The following is an 18,836-nucleotide window of genomic DNA, read 5'->3' as shown; positions in this document are numbered from 1 at the left end:
ACAAAGAGGTGAAATCAATGAAAAGAAAAGAATGGGCAGTGCTTCTCCTGCTGATGCTGGTTGTCGGAAGCGCTGCTTACGGTCTGTTTTCCTATAAATCCGCAACCACCACGGACTCAACGAAACAAGCTGCACCAAGCGCATCATCGGACACGGCAACAAAAGACATTCCTGACAGCACCCCAGGTGTTCGTTTATGGGTGACCAGAGATTTTGGAGCGACTGTTTTATTTGACAAACGCGTACCACTCACGGAGGGGCAAACCGTGATGGAAGTGCTGAAAAAGAATGTTTCAGGAGTTGAGACAGCATACAATGGTGGATTTGTTGATTCCATTCAAGGGCTAGCTTCGGCATACTCTCCAAGCGATGCAAACAGCAAAAAACTCGACTGGTTCTACTCAGTCAACGGGTTAATGGCTGAGATCGGTTCAGCAGAATATCCGTTGCAGAACAATGATGTGGTGTGGTGGGATTATCACGATTGGGATTATGCCATGCGCACACCTGGACAAATCGGAGCGTTTCCCCATCCATTCGTAAAACGGGAAACAGGAGAAAGCATTCCTGTGCAAATCATGGTGATGAAAGGCTCTGAAAAAGTAGCAGGCCAACTAGCAGAAAGCCTTTCAAAGGCGAAAGCTCAGGAAGTAAAGGTTGTCGATTGGAACGAGGCGTTGTTTGACCAGGAACAGGCATTGATCCTTGTCGGTGAACGAAATGCACTGCTTACTTCTCCTTTCGTCAATAAAATCTGGAAAGAACGAGATAGTCTGGGTATTTTTGCTGCTCTTACCCAGGAAGGAATCCAGTTGTATGATCAACTGGGGAAAGCCAATCAGATTCTCGGTGATGATAATAGCTCCGTACTCGTAAGTACCAAAAATCCGACGAACTTACTTCCTATTCTCGTCGTGTCGGGTAACAGTCAAAAAGCGCTAGAACTGGCATCCAATCAATTAATCAATTTGGCAAAAGATCAATCATCCGGGCTTCGTATGCACTATGGAGCAGCTCTCGATGGAGAGAAAATCATTCGTCTGCCTATCCTGCCTGCTGCAGGAGCGACTCCATGAATTGGGCGCTATTTATTCTGCTGCTGTTGCTATCTTTATACATGCTGATCATGATTTGGGTGGAGCGGTCAAAAGTAGATGAGAAGCTGATTGCTGTCATTGCGACTCTGGGGACGATCGCTGCTGTGGCTCGTGTGCCATTTGTGTTCATTCCCAATGTGCAGCCGACCACTTTTCTCGTCATGATCAGTGGCTACGTTTTTGGCGCCCGGGCAGGGTTTCTGTCAGGGTGTCTGGCGGCGGTTTTGTCCAACATTTTTCTCGGGCAAGGACCGTGGACATTGTGGCAAATGCTAAGTTGGGGTCTGGCGGGAGCGAGCGGGGGATTGCTTGGCTGGTTGCTGGAGAAAGACAAGTTTCAGCCGTTGCTTGCGTCTCGTGGCAAGAAGGCGATGTTTGTCGCATCCTGTGCTATCTGGGGGTTCATTTTTGACTGGATTATGAATCTCTGGATCTTCGTAGGATTGGGTTCGTTTATGAACTGGAAAAGCTTTGTTGCCCTGTATGCAGCAGGCATTCCTTTCGACGTGCTGCATGCCTCAGGAAATTTGTTGTTTGCCGTTGCTTTTGCCAGCACATTCGCTCGCATCCTGTCACGCTATCACCGAAAGCTTGTTGTTTCAAGGTTTGATGAGGGGGCAGCCAGATGATTCAAAGGGATTCTTGTTGGTATTCGGTTCATCCCTTCGCAGTAGTCTCCTTTTTGCTGTCTACATTTATTTTAGCGTTTCTGTGGGTGAACCCGCTTTTTTTGAGTCTAATTTTTATTTCCCTCTTGATGTGGTTAGGATTTGAAAAAAAGCTGGGTCAGGTCTTTCGCACATTTTGGTTTATTTTGCCGATTATGTTGTTTTACATGTTGATCAATCCATTGCTTCAAAGTAACGGGGAGCATTTTCTGTGGATGGGGCCAGTGCTTCCTGCGATTGGGCGTCTGGATCTATCCGTGGAAGAGCTGCTGTATTCCTCCATGGGTGTGCTCAGGCTTTCCATTATCATGCTGCTTTCTGCCGGATTTCTTTTTTTTGTGGATCAGGAGAGATTCCTATTCTTCTTTGCCCGAATCACACCAAGATTCGTAATCAGTTCCGTAATGGCTATCCGCTTGTTCCCATTTATGATGCAGGAATCGAATCGAATTCAGGAGGTCATGAGTGTCAGAGGAATTCGACCTACGGGAAAGGGGATTAGAAGCTGGATCAGTTTTAAAATGACCATGCTCAAACCCCTCATCTATTCTACGATGGAAGGTTCTTGGATTACGGCTGAGAGCCTGTACGTCAGGGGATTCGGCAGTGGGCCTCGCAGTTATTACCGCACGACTAAAATGCAACAGCAGGAAAAAATCACCTTGTTGATGTGTGGAATTCTCGTACTCTTTGGAGTGTTTGGCAAACTCCTGCGGTTCGGTTTGTTTCAATTTTATCAGTGGATTCATTGGTTTGATCCAGTGGGAGATATGATGTTTGTAACCATGCTCCTTGGTTTCTGGGGAGCGATCCTGATCTGGATGCGGAAAGGAGTATCAACAGGTGAACATGTTTCAAGTGAATGACCTTACATACCAATACCCCGAAGCTTGTGCACCTGCACTTCAAGGGATCAATGCAACCATCAAGCAAGGTGAGTTTGTACTGTTGTTAGGGAAGAGCGGCAGTGGGAAATCTACGTTTTTGCGTTCTCTCAATGGTCTGGTTCCCCGTTTTTACGGTGGAAAGATTTCAGGAGAGATCACCATTCATGAGAAGCCCCTCCATCAATTGACACAGAGGGATATCGTCACTACCGTAGGTTTTGTCAATCAGGACCCGGAGCGGCAACTGGTATTGGAGACCGTTGAACGTGAACTGGTCTTCGGCATGGAGAATCTGGGAATACCTGCTGCTCAAATGAAAGGCAGACTGGCTGAGGTGAGCCATTTATTCGGTCTTCGTCATTTGCTGTCACGCAGAACATCGACTTTAAGCGGTGGCGAGAAGCAGTTGATTGCCCTTGCCGGAGTGCTAACTACCTTTCCGCAAGCACTTTTGCTTGACGAACCGACTTCCCAATTGGACCCGGTTCATGCTGAAGAAGTGCTCCATTCCATTCGCCGGCTGAATGAAGAGTGGGGGCTTACCATCGTATTGAGTGAGCATCGTGTGGAGCGTTGTTTTCATTTGGCAGATCGGATCGTCCTGTTTGAAGCTGGAAAGGCGGTTTTCCAGGGAACGAAGCATGCATTCATTGAATCTTGTCAAAAGGAAGGCAGAGGTTGGACACAGTTCTTGCCGCCGATTACCCGTCACTTTCTGGAACACCATGAGCCGAATCCGCCACTGACCGTGAAAGAAGCGAGGAGTCGTACTCAAGTCCAATTGGTCAAGCAGATCAAACCTGAGCAAGAACAAGAGCCATCTGACGAATCGAGTCATCAAAACTGGTGGGGGAAGCTAACCACTCGGTTTTTAAAAGAGGGAACGTCCGCTCCCGGTACCGTTGCACCATCTCCGCTGCTTGGTTTAAAAAAAGCAAAAATTGAGTATGATCCGCACAAACCGATTGTGAGAGACCTTAATTTCAATATTTATGCAGGTGACAAGATTGCACTTCTAGGTGAAAATGGAGCGGGCAAGAGCACAGTCGCCAAAGCGCTGGCACATGTGGTTCCATTGACGGAAGGGATGCTGCAGTGGGAGGGGGAAGAGAAGCCGGAAGCCTTCTGGCAAGAATCCTGGAAGAAAATCGGTTACCTCTCGCAAAACCCGAATGACTACCTGCTGCACGATACAGTAGAAGAAGAAATGCAATTTGCCGTCCGCCATACATCCGCTCAAGCTACAGAGGTGTCAAAAGCCGAAAGAGTAGACGAACTTTTGGAACTTGTCGGATTGACGAAGTATCGGCAGCGTCATCCATACGATTTAAGTGGTGGGGAGAGGCAGTTGCTTGCGCTGTCCATGATCGTGGCTCAAAGTCCAGATATCCTGCTGCTTGATGAACCGACCCGTGGCCTCGATTTAACAGAAAAAGAGAGGCTCATTCGGATTCTTTCTGATTTGCCGATTCAGGCTGTATTGCTAATTACGCATGATGTCGAGTTTGCAAAGCTGTTTGCCAATCGAATATCGATCCTGTATCAAGGAGAAATTGTGGCAGACGGCAGACCTTGTGACATTTTTAGTAACTCTTTTTCTTATATGCCACAGGTTAACAAGTATTATCGGTAAACCATAATTACTTTTTCCTTGTCAGTACTAGTTGTCCAGTGTCAAGTGCGACTTTTTGAAGTTGTCTTGCGCTGGACCTATTTTCAAAACAAGATCATTGACTCACGGCTTATGTTTACTTTAAAATATTTATAGCTACATTAGAAAAACTTCCTTCTTCTACGCAAAATACTCACTTCAGCTTTGCTTCTCTACATAATTCAGAAAATTGTCAACAATTCACCTCCTAGTGTAACCTACACGCCTTCAATTTCTTCCACAACCTGGTGCCTCAACAGATTTTCTTCGTACCTCTTCCACACCTAGGGCTTTTCACAGAGAACGATTTCCACTTCCAGAGCAGCACTCACCTGTTTTAACTAAGTTCGAATGAAAGCGGTTTCTTTTTGTTCAGATTCACCTATTTTTGAATCTTGCAGCAGTCCAGTACTGCTTGTATAGATTGCATGATTGTGGATTGTTCAGAATACTCATTAGTACCAAGCCCTATTCCAATCATCTTTCCTCCATTCACTCCACATTTTATTATGAATACTCCACAGCAAAAATTATTTCGAAGGGAAGGTAGAAGATTATGATGATTTCACACTGCTGTGGTGCTGCAATGAAAGCGGAGTATAGTTCAGATGAGCCGTACACCTATGATGATCAATACGATTTGCAGATTTTAGTATTTCGATGTACGAAATGTGGGAGGGTAAATGCTTTCAATTCGTTCGATATAACGATGGATACCCTTCAGGATAGAGAAAGATAAATTGGATAGGAATCACTGAGATGGAGGAGAATGGCTATGCAGTTACAGAGGACCCTGTTACGTAGCAGTAAAGCTGACTTTTGGGTTGAATCTATCCAAACGGTTAGCGGTTTATTGTTAGTAGGCTTCTTGTGGACGCACATGTTATTCGTAGGTTCGATTTTATTAGGGGTCAAAGCGTTTAACACACTTGCTTTGTTCATGGAAGAGTACAAACTGTTGAATGTGGCTGTGGTATTTATCATTCTGACTGTTGGAGCACATGTGGCTGCAGTTTTTCGACGGATACCAAGCAGGTGGCAGGACCAGAAAATTGTCTGGAAACATGCCAAAATTATTAAACATAATGACACCTGGTCGTGGTTGTTCCAATCTGTGACTGGAATGGCGATGCTGATTCTGATTGCGATTCATGTGTTTACGGTTGTTTATGTAGGAATTGATGCGAAGTTAAGTGCTGATCGTGTGCAATCATGGATGCTTTGGTTTTATCTCGTTCTTCTTATTTTAGCGGAGTATCATGCGAGTGTGGGGATATATAGGACATTTGTAAAATGGGGCTTTGTCAAACGGCACAGCATTAAAAATGTATTAACTGTTGTGACAATTTTCACAATTGGACTGGGTGCAGCAAGTCTCTGGGCATTCTATATGGTGGGAGGTTCACTATGAGTCAATATGACGTATTCACTTCGGACGTATTAATTGTCGGAGCAGGATTGGCTGGAGAACGTGCCGCTGTGGAAGCTGCCTCTCAAGGCTTGCAGGTTACGATACTCAGTCTGGTTCCACCACGCAGATCACACAGTTCGGCAGCACAAGGCGGGATGCAGGCATCTCTAGGAAACAGCTCGATGGGTAAAGGGGACAATCCGGACGTTCATTTCGCAGATACGGTAAAAGGTTCTGACTGGGGTTGTGATCAGGAAGTTGCACGGATGTTTGCCGAGACTGCACCGATTGCTGTGCGTCAGATGTCGTACTGGGGCGTGCCCTGGAACCGGATTGTGCCGGGAACTAGGATGTATGAGGGTGTAGAGATTACGGAAGAAGCAGAAAAAGAAGGTCTGATCACGGCGAGGAACTTCGGGGGTACTGCCAAATGGAGAACCTGTTACACCTCGGACGGTACAGGTCACACACTTCTTTATACAATGGACAGCATTGTTATCAAGATGGGGATTACCGTTCACGATCGTACGGAAGCTCTTTCCTTGATTCATGACGGGTTTCGTTGCATTGGCGTAGTAGCCAGATGTTTACGGACGGGAAAGCTTCGTGTTTACACTGCCAAATCAACCGTTATCGCAACCGGCGGATACGGAAGGCTGTATGGTGCTTCAACCAATGCTGTCATCAATGAAGGAAATGGTATGTTTATTGCCTTGGAAACTGGCATTGTTCCTCTTGGCAATATGGAAGCTGTTCAGTTCCACCCGACAGGTATAGTGCCGTCATGGATTCTGATTACAGAAGGTGCACGGGGTGACGGTGGGCACTTGCTGGACAAAAACCATCACCGATTTATGCCAGATTATGAGCCCAAGAAAAAGGAATTGGCTTCTCGGGACGTTGTATCCAGAAGGATAATGCAGCATATCCGCAAAGGAAACGGTATAGAGAGTCCGTACGGTTCCCATGTATGGCTTGATATTCGCCACCTTGGTGAGAAGCATATCAATACCAACCTGCGGGAAATTGCCATTATATGCCGTAGCTTTACAGGAATTGATCCGGTTCATGACCTGATTCCAGTTCGCCCGACACAGCATTACAGTATGGGTGGCGTTCGCACAAATAAAGACGGAATGGCATATGGATTGGAAGGATTGTTTGCAATCGGAGAAGCGGCTTGCTGGGATCTGCACGGATTTAACCGTTTAGGCGGAAACTCGCTCGCCGAAACAATCGTGGCAGGGATGATCGTAGGCGACAAGATTGCCAAATATACCAAAGATGCAAGTTATAATGTCAATTCTGCACTTGTAGAAGAGCATGTGCACATTCAGGAAGATCGAATCCAAGGGCTGATCAGTGGCCGTAATGGAAAAGAAAACGTATTTGAGCTGCGCAAAGAGATGGAAAAGGTATTGAGTGAAAATGTAGGTATCTTCCGTTCGGAGGAACCGCTGAAAAAGGCAGTAACAGAGCTTCATCAGCTACAGGAGCGTTCGCTACGTGTGGGCCTTCGCAGTGGCGGACAAGGTGCTGATCCAGAGCTTGCAGCAGCATTGCGGATTAATGGAATGATCCGGTTGGCTTATTGCATCGCACAGGGTGCATTTAACCGCAAAGAAAGTCGGGGAAGCCATTATCGAGAAGACTTCCCAAAACGTGACGATGAAAACTGGTTGAAGAGAACGCTTGCCTACTGGCCTGTAGGAGCAAACCAACCAATTATGAAATACGAAGATGTCAAGTGTCCTGAGTTGCCACCGGGCGATCGGGGATATGGAGAAGCAAGTAAGGAAGCGGTAACTACGACAAAGCAATAATCTTCGAATAATCGGAAAAATGGAGGGGTAATGATGAGCCAACGCCAACTTAAATTTCATATCTTTCGTTATAACCCGGAGACACCAAAAGTAGAGCCGACCACACAGGTGTTCACTTTAACAGAAGAGCCTGGGATGACCCTGTTTATCGCCTTGAATAAAATCAGAGAGGAACAGGATCCTACCCTGAAATTTGATTTCGTATGCCGTGCCGGGATTTGCGGCTCTTGTGCGATGCTGATCAATGGCAAACCGTCCTTGGCTTGCCGCTCGTTGACCAAAGAGTTGCCAGAAGATATTAACCTGATGCCACTTCCCGTATTTAAATTACTTGGCGATTTATCAGTAGATACTGGCACATGGTTCAGAGAAATGTCCCTGCGTACGGAGTCGTGGGTACATACAGACAAACCGTTCGACCCGACCGCAGAAGAAGAGAGAATGGACAATAACACCGCACTTGAAATATATGAAGCAGAACGTTGTATCGAATGCGGATGCTGCATTGGAGGCTGTGCAACCGCAAATATCAAGCCAAACTTTGTTGGTGCGGCAGGGATTAACCGAGTTGCACGATTCATGGTCGATCCTCGCGACGAGCGCAAAGAACAAGAGTATTACGAAATAGTTGGATCAGAAGACGGAATTTTCGGGTGTATCGGTCTCATGGCGTGTGACGATAACTGCCCGGTAGGAATCCCGTTGCAAGGACAGCTTGCCTATGTGCGCAGAAAAATGGCGGTTGCCGGCTGGAAAGGGTAAGAATTGGAATCCTATCTTGAATAGTTTATTTACACCAAAACGGTTATCTGTTTTGGTGTATTTTTTTTACGCAGCCTGTCTGTTTTTATCTAGACTGAGGTACGAGTCTGAATCTTGCTGGGCACAATGTGGTTATTGCGGAGTTTACAGGGGTTAGAATTCTGTTGTGACAATGATCACTATTATAACCATCAAGCATATAGCTAGTAATGTGAAATATTCAACATCTAGGAAAGATTCTCTCTTACCATGTGAAATCTGGAGGGTCTAAATGGGAACTGAGGAGTACCAGGTTCTTTACAACAGTGTCATAGAGTTAGCGAAGGGCGAGGAATATCGGGCTCATTTATTGTTAAGTAAAATAATCGAGCGAGAAATTAATATTGAGGAAGATTCTGATGATCTCCTGATATATTTATTTGCAAAATCGCTGATGAGGCGAATCGATACAGGTAAGACCACAAAAATCAATTTATACCTGCAAAGCTTCGAAATCCCACAAATTCATTTATTTAATTTGTTGGCAAACAGTATGTCTCTCGCTCGAATAGCTGGTCAAATTTCAAATCAATTGCTCGCTCAATCGATTGTAGGGAAAGAATCAATAGCCTTATGCAATATTGGAATCGGAACTGGTCGTCAGGAATTAGCGTTGTTTCAAGAGCTGCAACAGCGTAATCAGCTTCCAAAGAGAATCACAATTTACGCCATAGAGCCTTCTGCAGAAAGCATAGGAGAAGCGCAACGGGTTATTGAAACTGCAGCAAGACGAATGAACTTCGACCTAATTTTTTATCCTTTTGTATCCACTATTGAGGACTTATCAGAGGAACATTGGCAGTTTATCGAACAGAGGGAAGACCCATTAATTGTTAATGCTGCATTTTCACTTCACCATATTCGTGACCGAGTTGGGGAGATAAATACCAGAAATCAAATTATTAGTAAAATCCACAGGTTGCGTCCTGATAAATTTGTCTTATGTGAACCGTATTCGAATCACTATACGTCAGATTTGCATGAAAGATTCCTTAACTGTTGGCATCATTTCTCATTATTGTTCCGATTAATTAATGAGCTAGCTTTGACAAAGGAAGAAAAGTTCAGCCTAAAAATGTTTTTTTCTAGAGAAATCGAAGACATACTTGGAAATAGCGAAGAATTCAGAACGGAAAAACACGAAACTGGTGAATCATGGCTGAAACGCTTCACCGTGGCAGGTTTCGTACCTTGTAATGATTTAGCCAATATAGACGCGTTTTGTGATGATATAGTGGAATGTAGTGAGAAGAATGGGTTTATCAGTTTAAACTACGAAGGAGAATCAATTGTAGCAATCCTCAGTATGGCTCCAGCCTGAATAGGCCTCCCATAACGAAATGAGAGTCAAACCAACTAATAGGTTAGACTCTCGTTTTTTTGATGTGTTCATTGTCCAAGAAGCCTTATCTCGACAGTGGATTTTCTTCCAACTGACGATAAATCTTGCCTTTATCCACGTAGGATTGGCGAATCCTGCGAAACTCCTTGAAATCATCTTCTGTAAGCTCTCGTTTTATTTTTGCCGGAGAACCGACAGCGAGTGTACGAGGTGGAATTTTCATGCCGGGTGGAACTAGCGTACCAGCACCGATCATTGCTTCTTCGCCAATTTCGGCCCCATCCAAAATGATCGCACCCATTCCAATTAGTGCGCCTTGCCGAATGATGCAGCTATGTAGAACTACATTGTGTCCGATAGTAACCTCATCTTCAATGATTAGTGGCTTGTTTGGGCTCTGGTGCAGCGTGCTGTTATCCTGTACACTGACTCGTTTACCGATAATGGTTGGTGCGATATCTCCACGGATCACCGTGTTATACCAGATTGAGGTGTCAGCGCCGATGACGACGTCTCCTGAAACGACAACTCCCTTGGCAAGAAATACAGATTCATCAATTTGTGGTTTTTTGTCTTCGAATGAAAGTAAGAGCATGAGCGATCTCCTTTTTTGGAAATGGTGTCCCCGCTTGAAGGCAGCGTCCGCTATAGTCGTATGTGGAATTTATATTGGACAACTGGTCGATGGGGGATTCGGATGGAAAATCTCAAACTTGCCTGTCTCCGCATTTCGATCGATGACCAGGCCTTGCAACCAGGAACGATCATTTTGGGTATAAAAGACACGAATGCCCTCAACTTCTTCACACAGGTCATTTCGATTCGGTGTTGTAATACCAATGCTAAAAGACAAACTGCCGCAACCTGTTGACGTCATTTGAACCTGAATGCCGAGTTCCGGCGCATCTGGTTCCTGTTCAATCAACATCCGTAAACTGGCAGCAGCAACTGACGAGATCGTAATTATTGTATCCATTCAATCACCCCCTGAAAACGTTGCTGTTTCGGAATACGAGCATACCGTTCAGATGTAATGGCGTAGATAAAGTGATCTTCCCAATTTCCGTGAATCTGCAAGTAGTTTTCACAGAAACCTTCTCTAACGAAGCCTGCTTTTTCGACCACTCGTTGTGATGACACATTTCTTGGCATAATCGAGGCCTGGATGCGGTGCAGGGCAAGGGCAGACAAAGCGAAAGAGACGACCATTTGCACAGCCTGCGTCATCATGCCCCGATTGGTGTATTCATGATCGATATCGTAGCCAAGATAGCAGTTTTGAAAGGCGGCTCGTGTAATTTTGGAGAGGGTAACTTTACCGATCAGATGATGATCCGAGATAGTAAATATGCCAAATGAGTATTGCTGATCATCATCCACTTTTTTCGTCTGCTCCGTATACTGGATGGCCGTTGCCATTGAGAAGAAGTCGGCCGAACGAAGGGGAACGAATGGTTCGTGGTACTCTTTGTTGCGTTCCAGGTAATCGAGGAATGCTGGAGCATCGTCACGAGTAAGCAATCGCAAGTAACAATCGGTTCCAATCAGTTTGGCTGTAAACATATCCATCAGTAACACCTTCTTATCGTAATGAAACAGGCTCTAATGCAATGTCGCCTGTATGCTTGTCACAGTGGGGGCAATAGTAGGATAACTCGACTTCCGTACCACAGTCGGAATGAACCAGCCTGGTATAGGTCGTCTCTAGGTTTCGATTGCCCCAGATGGCAATCGCCGCCAAGACATGTTTGAGTTCATAACCCTTTGGTGTCAACTTGTATTCGTAACGGGGCGGATGTTGTGAATATAAACGGGAAGTGATAATCCCTGATTTCTCCAATGATTGCAAACGATCTGAAAGAATATTTGGTGATATCCCTTCCAGCGAACCTTTCAGGTCGTTGAACCTCCTTCTACTCAACAGCAAATCCCTGATGATCAGAAGCGTCCATCGATCACCGATAATATCCAATGTATTCGCAATGTTACAGGGCAGGTTATATGATTTGTTCAAGTGACTCACCTCAGTTTCTGTGAAAGGAAGTTCAAAAAGTACGTACATTGTTGAACTGGCTATTTTAGTATAGCGAAACATCAGACACAACTCAATTTTTTTTATATAGTAAGTTGTTTTTTAATACTTAGTAGCGTATAGTAGTAAAACCAAATAAATGGCAATAATGGGAGGGTACTTAGATGAATATAACGAAGCTTTCCTGGGCAGGGGTTATGGTGGATGATGGATCTACCAAGTTGTTGATTGATCCGCTTGGTGGGACAAATGAAGAATTAGAGCAAGTTGTGGGAAAATCAAGAGAAGCAATTCAATCGTTTGATACACTTCCAGAAGTGGATGCAATCCTCATTACTCATATCCACCATGACCATTTTGATCCAAAATCCATTATGAAGCGCTATGGTAAGAGTGTACCGATTTTTGCTCCCCATCTTGTTACGGAGGCAATAGGGCACAAAGGCTTTATCCAGGTGAACGGCTTCCAGATAGGGGAAAAAAGAAAGATAGGAACTTTGGAGATAACGGCTGTCGAATCCATGGATGGGTTTGGATTTCCTCAGGTCGCATGGCTTGTAGACAAAGACGGCCGGAAATTACTGCATGCAGGCGATACCTTGTGGCATGGATACTGGTGGACGATTGCCAAAAAATACGGGCCGATTGATATTGCGTGCTTGCCGATAAACGGAGCGGTACTGACACTGCCTCCACATTACGCAAGTACATTGCAAGAAGCCTGTATGACTCCCGAGCAAGCAGTGGAGGCAGCACACATTCTGAACGTACAAACATTAATTCCGATTCACTATGGGACCTTTCACGAGCCTCCCCGTTATTGCGAAACAGAAAATGCGCTGGAACGTTTGACAAGAGCAGCTGGGAATCGTGGAGTCCATCTATCCATCCTGGAACCATTAGAAATTTTTCCACAACTCACCAGTTGACCTTGAGGTATCGAATATGTTAGATTAGTCATTGTCGCCGCAAGCGATGTGAAACTTATATGATACTAAATAAATAGCAAGGAATGCGGATAGTCGCTGTCGTGATCACTCTTGTGATTGACGATAGAGGAAAGTCCAGGCTCGCCCAGGCTGAGATGCTTGGAGTGTTCGTACCTAGTGCAAGCTAGGGCAGTGAGGTTTCGACTTCGCTGACGGCGTGGAAAGGGTTCTCTCTGAGACCCGAGTACGCTGAAAGTGCCACAGAAACGTAGCTTCTCTGGCGACAGAGAAGATGGAACGCGGTAAACCCTGCGAGCGAGAAACCCAAATTTGGTAGGGGAACTGTCCCAAAGGAACTGAACGGAGGGACAGATGGCAGCCGATGTTGCCATAGATAGATGACTATCGCTCTTGGTGCGAGGGGAGTTCCCCCGGTTGAAGCACGGGAGAGACAGAACCTGGCTTACAGCATTCCTTGCTAGATAATATAAAAACAAGACCGTTTCCTTTTCGGAGGAAGCGGTTTTATTTTTTAAAAATTTAAATTTCAAATTATATACTTACTTTTTTAATGTAACTATGTTATTGTAAATGAAGAGAAAAATACTTCCTTCAGGGATTGAGGAGATGGATTGAACATGAGTCAAGTATCTGAACTGATCAAAGCAAGACGCTCTGCAAACAAATTTATGGAAGGCATTGAAATACCACAGTCTGAGTTAGAAGAGATGTTTTCATTAGCCAAATTTGCGCCATCCGCTTTCAACTTGCAGCACGCTCATTACATAGCTGTTACTGATGCTCATCTAAAAGAGAAAGTGTACGAGGCCGCCTACAGACAATATAAGATTCTTACAGCAACAGCAGTAATCCTTGTGTTAGGGGATAAAAAGGCATATGAACAGGTTGCCAACCTCAACCAAGGGATGTTGTCACTCGGCTATCTCACTCAGCAAGAGTACGATGAAACCGTTGATTCGGTTACCAATTTCTACGAATCCCGTGGCGAAGGTTTTCAGCGGGATGAGGCCATTCGCAACGCCAGTTTATCTGCCATGCAGCTTATGCTGATCGCCAAAGATAGAGGGTGGGATACATGCCCGATGATCGGTTATGATCCAGAAGCATTAAAGCAGCTATTCGAGATTCCAGACCAGTACGAACCGGTTTTGCTGCTAGCATTGGGTAAGGAAAATCAGTCCAGCCAGCGACCTAGAGGTTACCGCAAGCCAGTAGGACAATTTGTTTCATTCAACCGGTTTAAAGGATAAAGAGAAAAAGGCTGTTACCCTTCGTGTAGAGGATAACAGCCTTCCTGTTTTTTCATTAGAATCGCACGATACCCATAGCATCCTTCACACGATTAACGGTTTTTTCTGCGGTTGCACGAGCACGATCAGCGCCGTCTCGAAGAATCCGGTCAAGTTCTGTATGGTCATTTAATTCATTGAAGCGTTTTTGAATCGTACCCAGTTTGTCGGTCAGCAGTTCAACCAGATCTTTTTTCAGTGTTCCATATCCTTGTCCACTGAATTGGCTTACCAATGATTCTACATCTTTGTCTGCAAACAGGCTGTAGATGGTGAGTAAATTGGAGATTCCTGGTTTGTTGTCTTCGTCGTAGCGAATCTCGTTGTCTGTATCTGTTACTGCTCGCATGATTTTCTTTTTGAAGACCTCCGGTGCCTCGAGAATCGAGATGCGGCTGCCTTCGTTTTCGGCAGATTTGGACATTTTTTTAGTCGGATTATCCAATGCCATAATTCGTGCACCAAACTCTTGAATTTGCGGTTCAGGGATGACGAATGTTTCGCCAAAACGGCCGTTAAAACGTTCCGCAATGTCACGGGTAAGCTCGATATGCTGCTTCTGGTCATCACCAACCGGAACATGGGTAGCATCATAGAGAAGAATGTCTGCTGCCATCAGCACAGGATATGTATACAGACCGACATTGACAGAGGCTTTGCCTTCTGACTTATCTTTGAATTGCGTCATGCGACCAAGTTCACCCATATTGGCGATACATTGCAGCAGCCATCCCAGTTCAGCATGTTCTTTTACATGTGACTGGATAAACATGGTTGCCTTGTTTGGATCAACTCCACAAGCGAGATAAAGCTGAGCGATTTCGCGGGACCGCTTACGAAGCTCTTCTGGATCTTGGGGGACTGTAATGGCATGCAAGTCTACAACACAATAGTATGCTTCTGCTTCATGCTGCAGTTCCACGAACTGTTTGATCGCACCCAAGTAGTTACCAATTGTTAAGTTGCCCGATGGTTGGACTCCAGAAAATAATCGCTTCATAACTATGTATTCCTCCTTCAATCACACGGAAAAGGGCCTGTACGCCCTCTATTGCCGAAGCTTAAAACTGCAAGTATTATCTACCAAGGTGTAGGGAAAGTCAATCCCTACAGGAGAACCAAGAACTTCATCAATTATACACAATTTCGTGAACAAAGACTGTATAACGGGGAATTCCGTAGTTTTCCGCCTTGAATACACTTGTTTGATTTGCCCCATAGGGTATAATAAATGATATTAGGTCAACTCTGAGGTGGTTCCATGATATATGATAACTCAATGAAAAATCGACTGCGACGGATCGAGGGACAAATTCGCGGTGTACTGAGTATGATGGAAGAGTCAAAAGATTGTCGTGAAGTAGTGACGCAATTAACTGCCATTCGGTCAGCAGTGGATCGCAGTATTGGATTAATTGTTGCCAGCAATTTGGAATCATGCATTCGCGATGAGATTGGCAAGGGCAACAACCCTGATAAGATTATCAAGGAAGCGGTTGATTTATTGGTGAAAAGTCGCTAAACTTACTAAAATATGATAATCGTTACGCCCGTGTTGTCATATACCGGGCGTTTTTTCTTCTTAATCAGGGCAACTAAAGAACTTGAACAGATGGGATGAGTGAATGAATTGAAACAGGTGAAAACGTTCGTACACTGTGCAGTATTGGTAAGCTGTATTGCACTGACGACAGGGTGCAATGCAATCAGTGGAATTTTACCGAAGCAGAACACCTCTCAGCCACCAGCAACATCTCCTTCACAGACTACGGAACCCGGACAAACAACGCCAACGGCTCCAACAAATGATACAACACAATGGGTGAAACTACCGATCAAACAAATAAATGGGGCAAATATGGTTTCTCTACAGCAATTGGCGAAGGTAGGAAATTTTTCTCCCAAAATTGATCAGTTTGAAGGAACAGTCGCATTTTCTTATCTAGGTCAATCCATTGAGTTTCTCAAAGGGTCGCCAACGGTTTCCATCAATGGCCTATTTGAATCAGTTCCTGCTTCTCCTGTATTTGAAAAGGCTGATGTGTATATTCCCGTTGATTTTGTCGCAACTACGATTGGCGATGAGATGAGTGCTTTTGATGCAAATAAGCAAACACTCTTGATCGATCCAAAGAGCAATCAAGCCGTTCCAGTCAATGCATCAAAACGGGAGATCAATCTGGATCAGGCAAAAGCATCTGAACTTATTACCTATTTGAACTTCCTCGAGTTACCGTTAAAAGGAGCCAAAGTAAGTACGAGAGATTCACAAATGCCCAATGCGCCAAGACCATACCGCAATGGTACACATGAAGGGCTGGATTGGTATGAAGGCTCATCTGGTCCCAACATTGCCGTCGGAACCCCGGTATACTCGATGTCAGATGGAAAAGTGGTCCGTTCTGATCTCGGTTATCAAGAGTTGAGTTTGGCTGCACGTGATGAAATTTTGAAAATCTCTGCGGAGTCACCACGCACACCACTGTGGATTCTTGACAAGTTGCGGGGACGTACCGTTTGGGTACAATACGATCATGGGGTCATGGTTCGGTATGCGCATTTGAATGACATTCCAAAGACGATCGTGCCAGGCGTCACCGTAAAAAAAGGGCAGTTGATCGGATATGTTGGCAATAGCGGAACCAGCTATGGTGTAGAAAAATCCAAGGAAGGTGCACATCTTCATTCGGATATCCTGATTTATGGTGAGTTATTCTGGAAAAAGCTCAACAAGCAGGAAATTCGGCATGTGCTGGAAGCTGTTTTTAACACACCGCCAATCAAAAAATAAAGATGAATACAGCAAAACTCCCTTCGCTATATAGAAGGGAGTTTTTTTGAAATTTGGAATCCCACCTGTCACCAGCGTTAGCTTGTGTCGGGTGGGCATTCTTTTACACGATGGATACTTTATACTCTCTCAGCCAAAAATCAATTTGGGCAAGGTAGGCAAATAACTGAGGTGTACTCATCAACTGACCAAACCAGGGAAGGTTGCTTGCAGAAGCGTCTTCTTTCGTCAGATCATGAACGATTTTTTGATCAATCAATGGAAGCAGGGGAGAAGACGGGTCATTCAAAACTTCCAATAGCCAATTGCGAGTTGCGGCGGCATAGGCTGGATTATGAGTTTTGGGATAGGGACTTTTTTTGCGATAAAGCACGTCATCTGGCAAAATTCCTTCCACTGCTTTGCGAAGGATCCCTTTCTCCCTGTCTTTATACCGCTTCATCGCCCATGGAATGTTCCATACATACTCCACAAGTCGATGATCGCAAAACGGAACTCTTGCTTCTAGACTGGCATACATACTCATACGGTCTTTTCGATCCAGCAGGGTACTCATAAACCAGGTAATATTCAGATAAAACATTTCTCGTCGGCGAGCCTCCAGCGGGTCTTCTCCAGCTAGACGAGGCACTTCATCCAACGTTTCCTGGTACCGTTGATGCAAATACGCTTCTGGTCTGATTATTTGTTTCATTTCATCAGACAGCCAGGTTACCCGCTGGGAAGCGTGTCTCATCCATGGGAATGTGTCAGAAGCTAGCAGATCCTCCCGATAAAACCAGGGATATCCTCCGAATACTTCGTCAGCGCACTCTCCTGACAGGACGACCGTGGTTTCCTTTTTAATCTCACGGCAAAATAAGTAAAGGGATGCATCTACGTCTGCCATTGCAGGCAAATCCCTTGCCAGTACGGCCGTTTTTAACGCATCAACCAATTCTGGTGTATCGAAAGTGAAAAAATGAGGCTCACTGTCAGCAAATTCGCTGACTCGTTTCACCCATGGCGTGTCCTCATCGGGCTGGAAGGCGTTCGCTTTAAAATATTGGTCATTTCCGACATAGTCGATGGAGTATGTGTGCAATTTTCCTTTGCCTTCCCGTTTGTAAACGTCAGCAGCTACGGCCGTAATGATACTGGAATCCAGCCCGCCAGAAAGTAACGTCGCAAGCGGCACATCCGAAACAAGCTGCCGTTCAATAGAGTCCAGCAAAAGAGAACGAACAGTTGAAACAGTTGTTTCGAAGTCATCCTCATGAGGTTTGCTTGCGAGCGACCAATACGCAGTCGTGCGCACGCCTGAGCGGTCAATTTCCAGATAGTGCCCCGGTTTCAGTTCCTTGATACCTCGAAAAACCCCGTGTCCAGGTGTACGAGATGGTCCCATCATGAAGACTTCAGCAAGTCCTTCTCGATCAATGACAGGTTTGACGTTCGGATGGGCGAGCACCGATTTTAATTCAGAGCCAAACACAAAAGAATGCTCTCGCTCTGCATAGAAAAGCGGTTTGACCCCCATCCGGTCACGAGCGATGAATACTCGCTGTTCGATTTCATCCCAGATCGCAAAGGCAAAAATCCCGTTTAACCGTTCCAGACAGTCACTTCCCCATTCCATATAGGCGGTAAGCAACACTTCTGTATCGGAATGCGAACGGAACTGATGCCCACGCTGCAACAAGTCTCGGCGAATGTCTTCTGTATTATAAAGCTCACCGTTGTAAATCATGGTATAGCTGTAGTCGCCTCTATTTTTGGTCATCGGTTGCGCACCGCCGACAGGATCGACAACACTAAGACGGCGATGTCCAAATGCCACATGCTGGTTCATCCACATTCCAATCGCATCGGGACCTCTTCTCGATAAGGTTTCCGTCATTTTTTGAACGATGGGAAGCTCTTGCGTTACATCCTTTTCCCAGTGAATCCACCCTGTTATGCCACACATAATATTCCATCCTCCGTTCCAATCTTACCGATGTTGCAGTTAACCGTTCTGTGCACATCGTATGCGGCGAATTGGGCGGAATTGTCTGTCCGATCTTTACATTTCTGTTTGGAGCAAAAGTACGCACAGGGGCATAAGTATCCTTT

The 18,836-nt window shown here is 45.2% G+C and carries 18 protein-coding genes and 1 other RNA gene; 13 read left to right on the top strand and 6 right to left on the bottom strand.

Annotated features, from left to right (window positions below; genetic code table 11):
- Positions 1 to 17: 17 nt before the first annotated feature.
- The 8 genes from ACPW7N_RS06195 (at position 18) to ACPW7N_RS06160 (ending at position 9,659) form a co-directional block, all read left to right on the top strand.
- A complete protein-coding gene (locus tag ACPW7N_RS06195; protein ID WP_425650161.1) occupies positions 18 to 1,076 on the top strand; it encodes a DUF4430 domain-containing protein in 1,059 nt (352 codons plus the stop codon).
- Positions 1,073 to 1,726, top strand: a complete 654-nt coding sequence (locus ACPW7N_RS06190; protein ID WP_425650160.1) for an ECF transporter S component — start codon at positions 1,073 to 1,075, stop codon at positions 1,724 to 1,726. Before ACPW7N_RS06195 ends, ACPW7N_RS06190 begins: the two co-directional genes overlap by 4 nt.
- On the top strand, positions 1,723 to 2,631 hold the full coding sequence (locus ACPW7N_RS06185) for an energy-coupling factor transporter transmembrane component T (protein ID WP_425650159.1): 909 nt from the start codon (positions 1,723 to 1,725) through the stop codon (positions 2,629 to 2,631). The genes ACPW7N_RS06190 and ACPW7N_RS06185 overlap by 4 nt, the downstream gene beginning before the upstream one ends.
- Positions 2,615 to 4,285, top strand: a complete 1,671-nt coding sequence (locus tag ACPW7N_RS06180; RefSeq protein WP_425650280.1) for an ABC transporter ATP-binding protein — start codon at positions 2,615 to 2,617, stop codon at positions 4,283 to 4,285. Before ACPW7N_RS06185 ends, ACPW7N_RS06180 begins: the two co-directional genes overlap by 17 nt.
- Positions 4,286 to 5,078: 793 nt before the next feature.
- Positions 5,079 to 5,714 (top strand): succinate dehydrogenase/fumarate reductase transmembrane subunit, encoded by a 636-nt coding sequence (locus tag ACPW7N_RS06175; RefSeq protein WP_425650158.1) that lies wholly within the window; start codon positions 5,079 to 5,081, stop codon positions 5,712 to 5,714.
- Positions 5,711 to 7,537, top strand: a complete 1,827-nt coding sequence (locus ACPW7N_RS06170) for a fumarate reductase flavoprotein subunit (protein ID WP_425650157.1) — start codon at positions 5,711 to 5,713, stop codon at positions 7,535 to 7,537. Before ACPW7N_RS06175 ends, ACPW7N_RS06170 begins: the two co-directional genes overlap by 4 nt.
- Before the next feature lie 33 nt (positions 7,538 to 7,570).
- Entirely contained in the window at positions 7,571 to 8,299 is a 729-nt protein-coding gene (locus ACPW7N_RS06165; RefSeq protein ID WP_425650156.1) for a fumarate reductase iron-sulfur subunit, read from the top strand.
- A gap of 271 nt (positions 8,300 to 8,570) precedes the next feature.
- Complete coding sequence (locus tag ACPW7N_RS06160) at positions 8,571 to 9,659, top strand: GRAS family protein (RefSeq protein ID WP_425650155.1); 1,089 nt, start codon at positions 8,571 to 8,573, stop codon at positions 9,657 to 9,659.
- 85 nt (positions 9,660 to 9,744) lie between these two features.
- Here ACPW7N_RS06160 and ACPW7N_RS06155 read toward each other — a convergent pair whose 3' ends face one another.
- The 4 genes from ACPW7N_RS06155 to ACPW7N_RS06140 form a co-directional block, all read right to left on the bottom strand.
- Positions 9,745 to 10,275, bottom strand: coding sequence for a gamma carbonic anhydrase (locus ACPW7N_RS06155; RefSeq protein ID WP_425650154.1), 531 nt, complete (start codon positions 10,273 to 10,275; stop codon positions 9,745 to 9,747).
- 69 nt (positions 10,276 to 10,344) lie between these two features.
- Complete coding sequence (locus ACPW7N_RS06150) at positions 10,345 to 10,656, bottom strand: hypothetical protein (protein ID WP_425650153.1); 312 nt, start codon at positions 10,654 to 10,656, stop codon at positions 10,345 to 10,347.
- Entirely contained in the window at positions 10,644 to 11,249 is a 606-nt protein-coding gene (locus tag ACPW7N_RS06145) for a GNAT family N-acetyltransferase (protein ID WP_425650152.1), read from the bottom strand. The genes ACPW7N_RS06150 and ACPW7N_RS06145 overlap by 13 nt, the downstream gene beginning before the upstream one ends.
- 13 nt (positions 11,250 to 11,262) lie before the next feature.
- Positions 11,263 to 11,694, bottom strand: a complete 432-nt coding sequence (locus ACPW7N_RS06140) for a winged helix-turn-helix transcriptional regulator (RefSeq protein WP_425650151.1) — start codon at positions 11,692 to 11,694, stop codon at positions 11,263 to 11,265.
- A 182-nt stretch (positions 11,695 to 11,876) separates the two neighbouring features.
- Here ACPW7N_RS06140 and ACPW7N_RS06135 point away from each other — a divergent pair, with 182 nt between their 5' ends.
- The 3 genes from ACPW7N_RS06135 (at position 11,877) to ACPW7N_RS06125 (ending at position 13,912) form a co-directional block, all read left to right on the top strand.
- Positions 11,877 to 12,641: an MBL fold metallo-hydrolase gene (locus tag ACPW7N_RS06135; RefSeq protein WP_425650150.1), complete on the top strand. Its 765-nt coding sequence runs from the start codon at positions 11,877 to 11,879 to the stop codon at positions 12,639 to 12,641.
- 81 nt (positions 12,642 to 12,722) lie between these two features.
- Positions 12,723 to 13,112: RNase P RNA component class B (rnpB, locus tag ACPW7N_RS06130), an RNA gene on the top strand.
- Between the two features lie 167 nt (positions 13,113 to 13,279).
- Positions 13,280 to 13,912 (top strand): nitroreductase family protein, encoded by a 633-nt coding sequence (locus ACPW7N_RS06125; RefSeq protein ID WP_425650149.1) that lies wholly within the window; start codon positions 13,280 to 13,282, stop codon positions 13,910 to 13,912.
- A gap of 55 nt (positions 13,913 to 13,967) precedes the next feature.
- On the opposite strand, the gene trpS is transcribed toward ACPW7N_RS06125, so the two are convergent.
- Positions 13,968 to 14,951, bottom strand: coding sequence for a tryptophan--tRNA ligase (gene trpS, locus ACPW7N_RS06120; RefSeq protein WP_425650148.1), 984 nt, complete (start codon positions 14,949 to 14,951; stop codon positions 13,968 to 13,970).
- 261 nt (positions 14,952 to 15,212) lie between these two features.
- On the opposite strand from trpS, the gene ACPW7N_RS06115 reads away from it, so the two are divergent.
- Complete coding sequence (locus tag ACPW7N_RS06115) at positions 15,213 to 15,473, top strand: metal-sensitive transcriptional regulator (protein WP_425650147.1); 261 nt, start codon at positions 15,213 to 15,215, stop codon at positions 15,471 to 15,473.
- A gap of 99 nt (positions 15,474 to 15,572) precedes the next feature.
- On the top strand, positions 15,573 to 16,742 hold the full coding sequence (locus tag ACPW7N_RS06110) for a peptidoglycan DD-metalloendopeptidase family protein (protein WP_425650146.1): 1,170 nt from the start codon (positions 15,573 to 15,575) through the stop codon (positions 16,740 to 16,742).
- A 103-nt stretch (positions 16,743 to 16,845) separates the two neighbouring features.
- On the opposite strand, the gene asnB is transcribed toward ACPW7N_RS06110, so the two are convergent.
- The gene (asnB, locus tag ACPW7N_RS06105; RefSeq protein ID WP_425650145.1) at positions 16,846 to 18,690 is read right to left on the bottom strand and encodes an asparagine synthase (glutamine-hydrolyzing); all 1,845 of its coding nucleotides are present in this window, start codon (positions 18,688 to 18,690) and stop codon (positions 16,846 to 16,848) included.
- Positions 18,691 to 18,836: the final 146 nt, after the last annotated feature.

Source organism: Brevibacillus nigriterrae, assembly GCF_049846925.1.
In the GTDB taxonomy this organism is placed as follows: Bacteria; Bacillota; Bacilli; order Brevibacillales; family Brevibacillaceae; genus Brevibacillus_H.
This window is presented reverse-complemented; position numbering and strand designations above follow the sequence as displayed.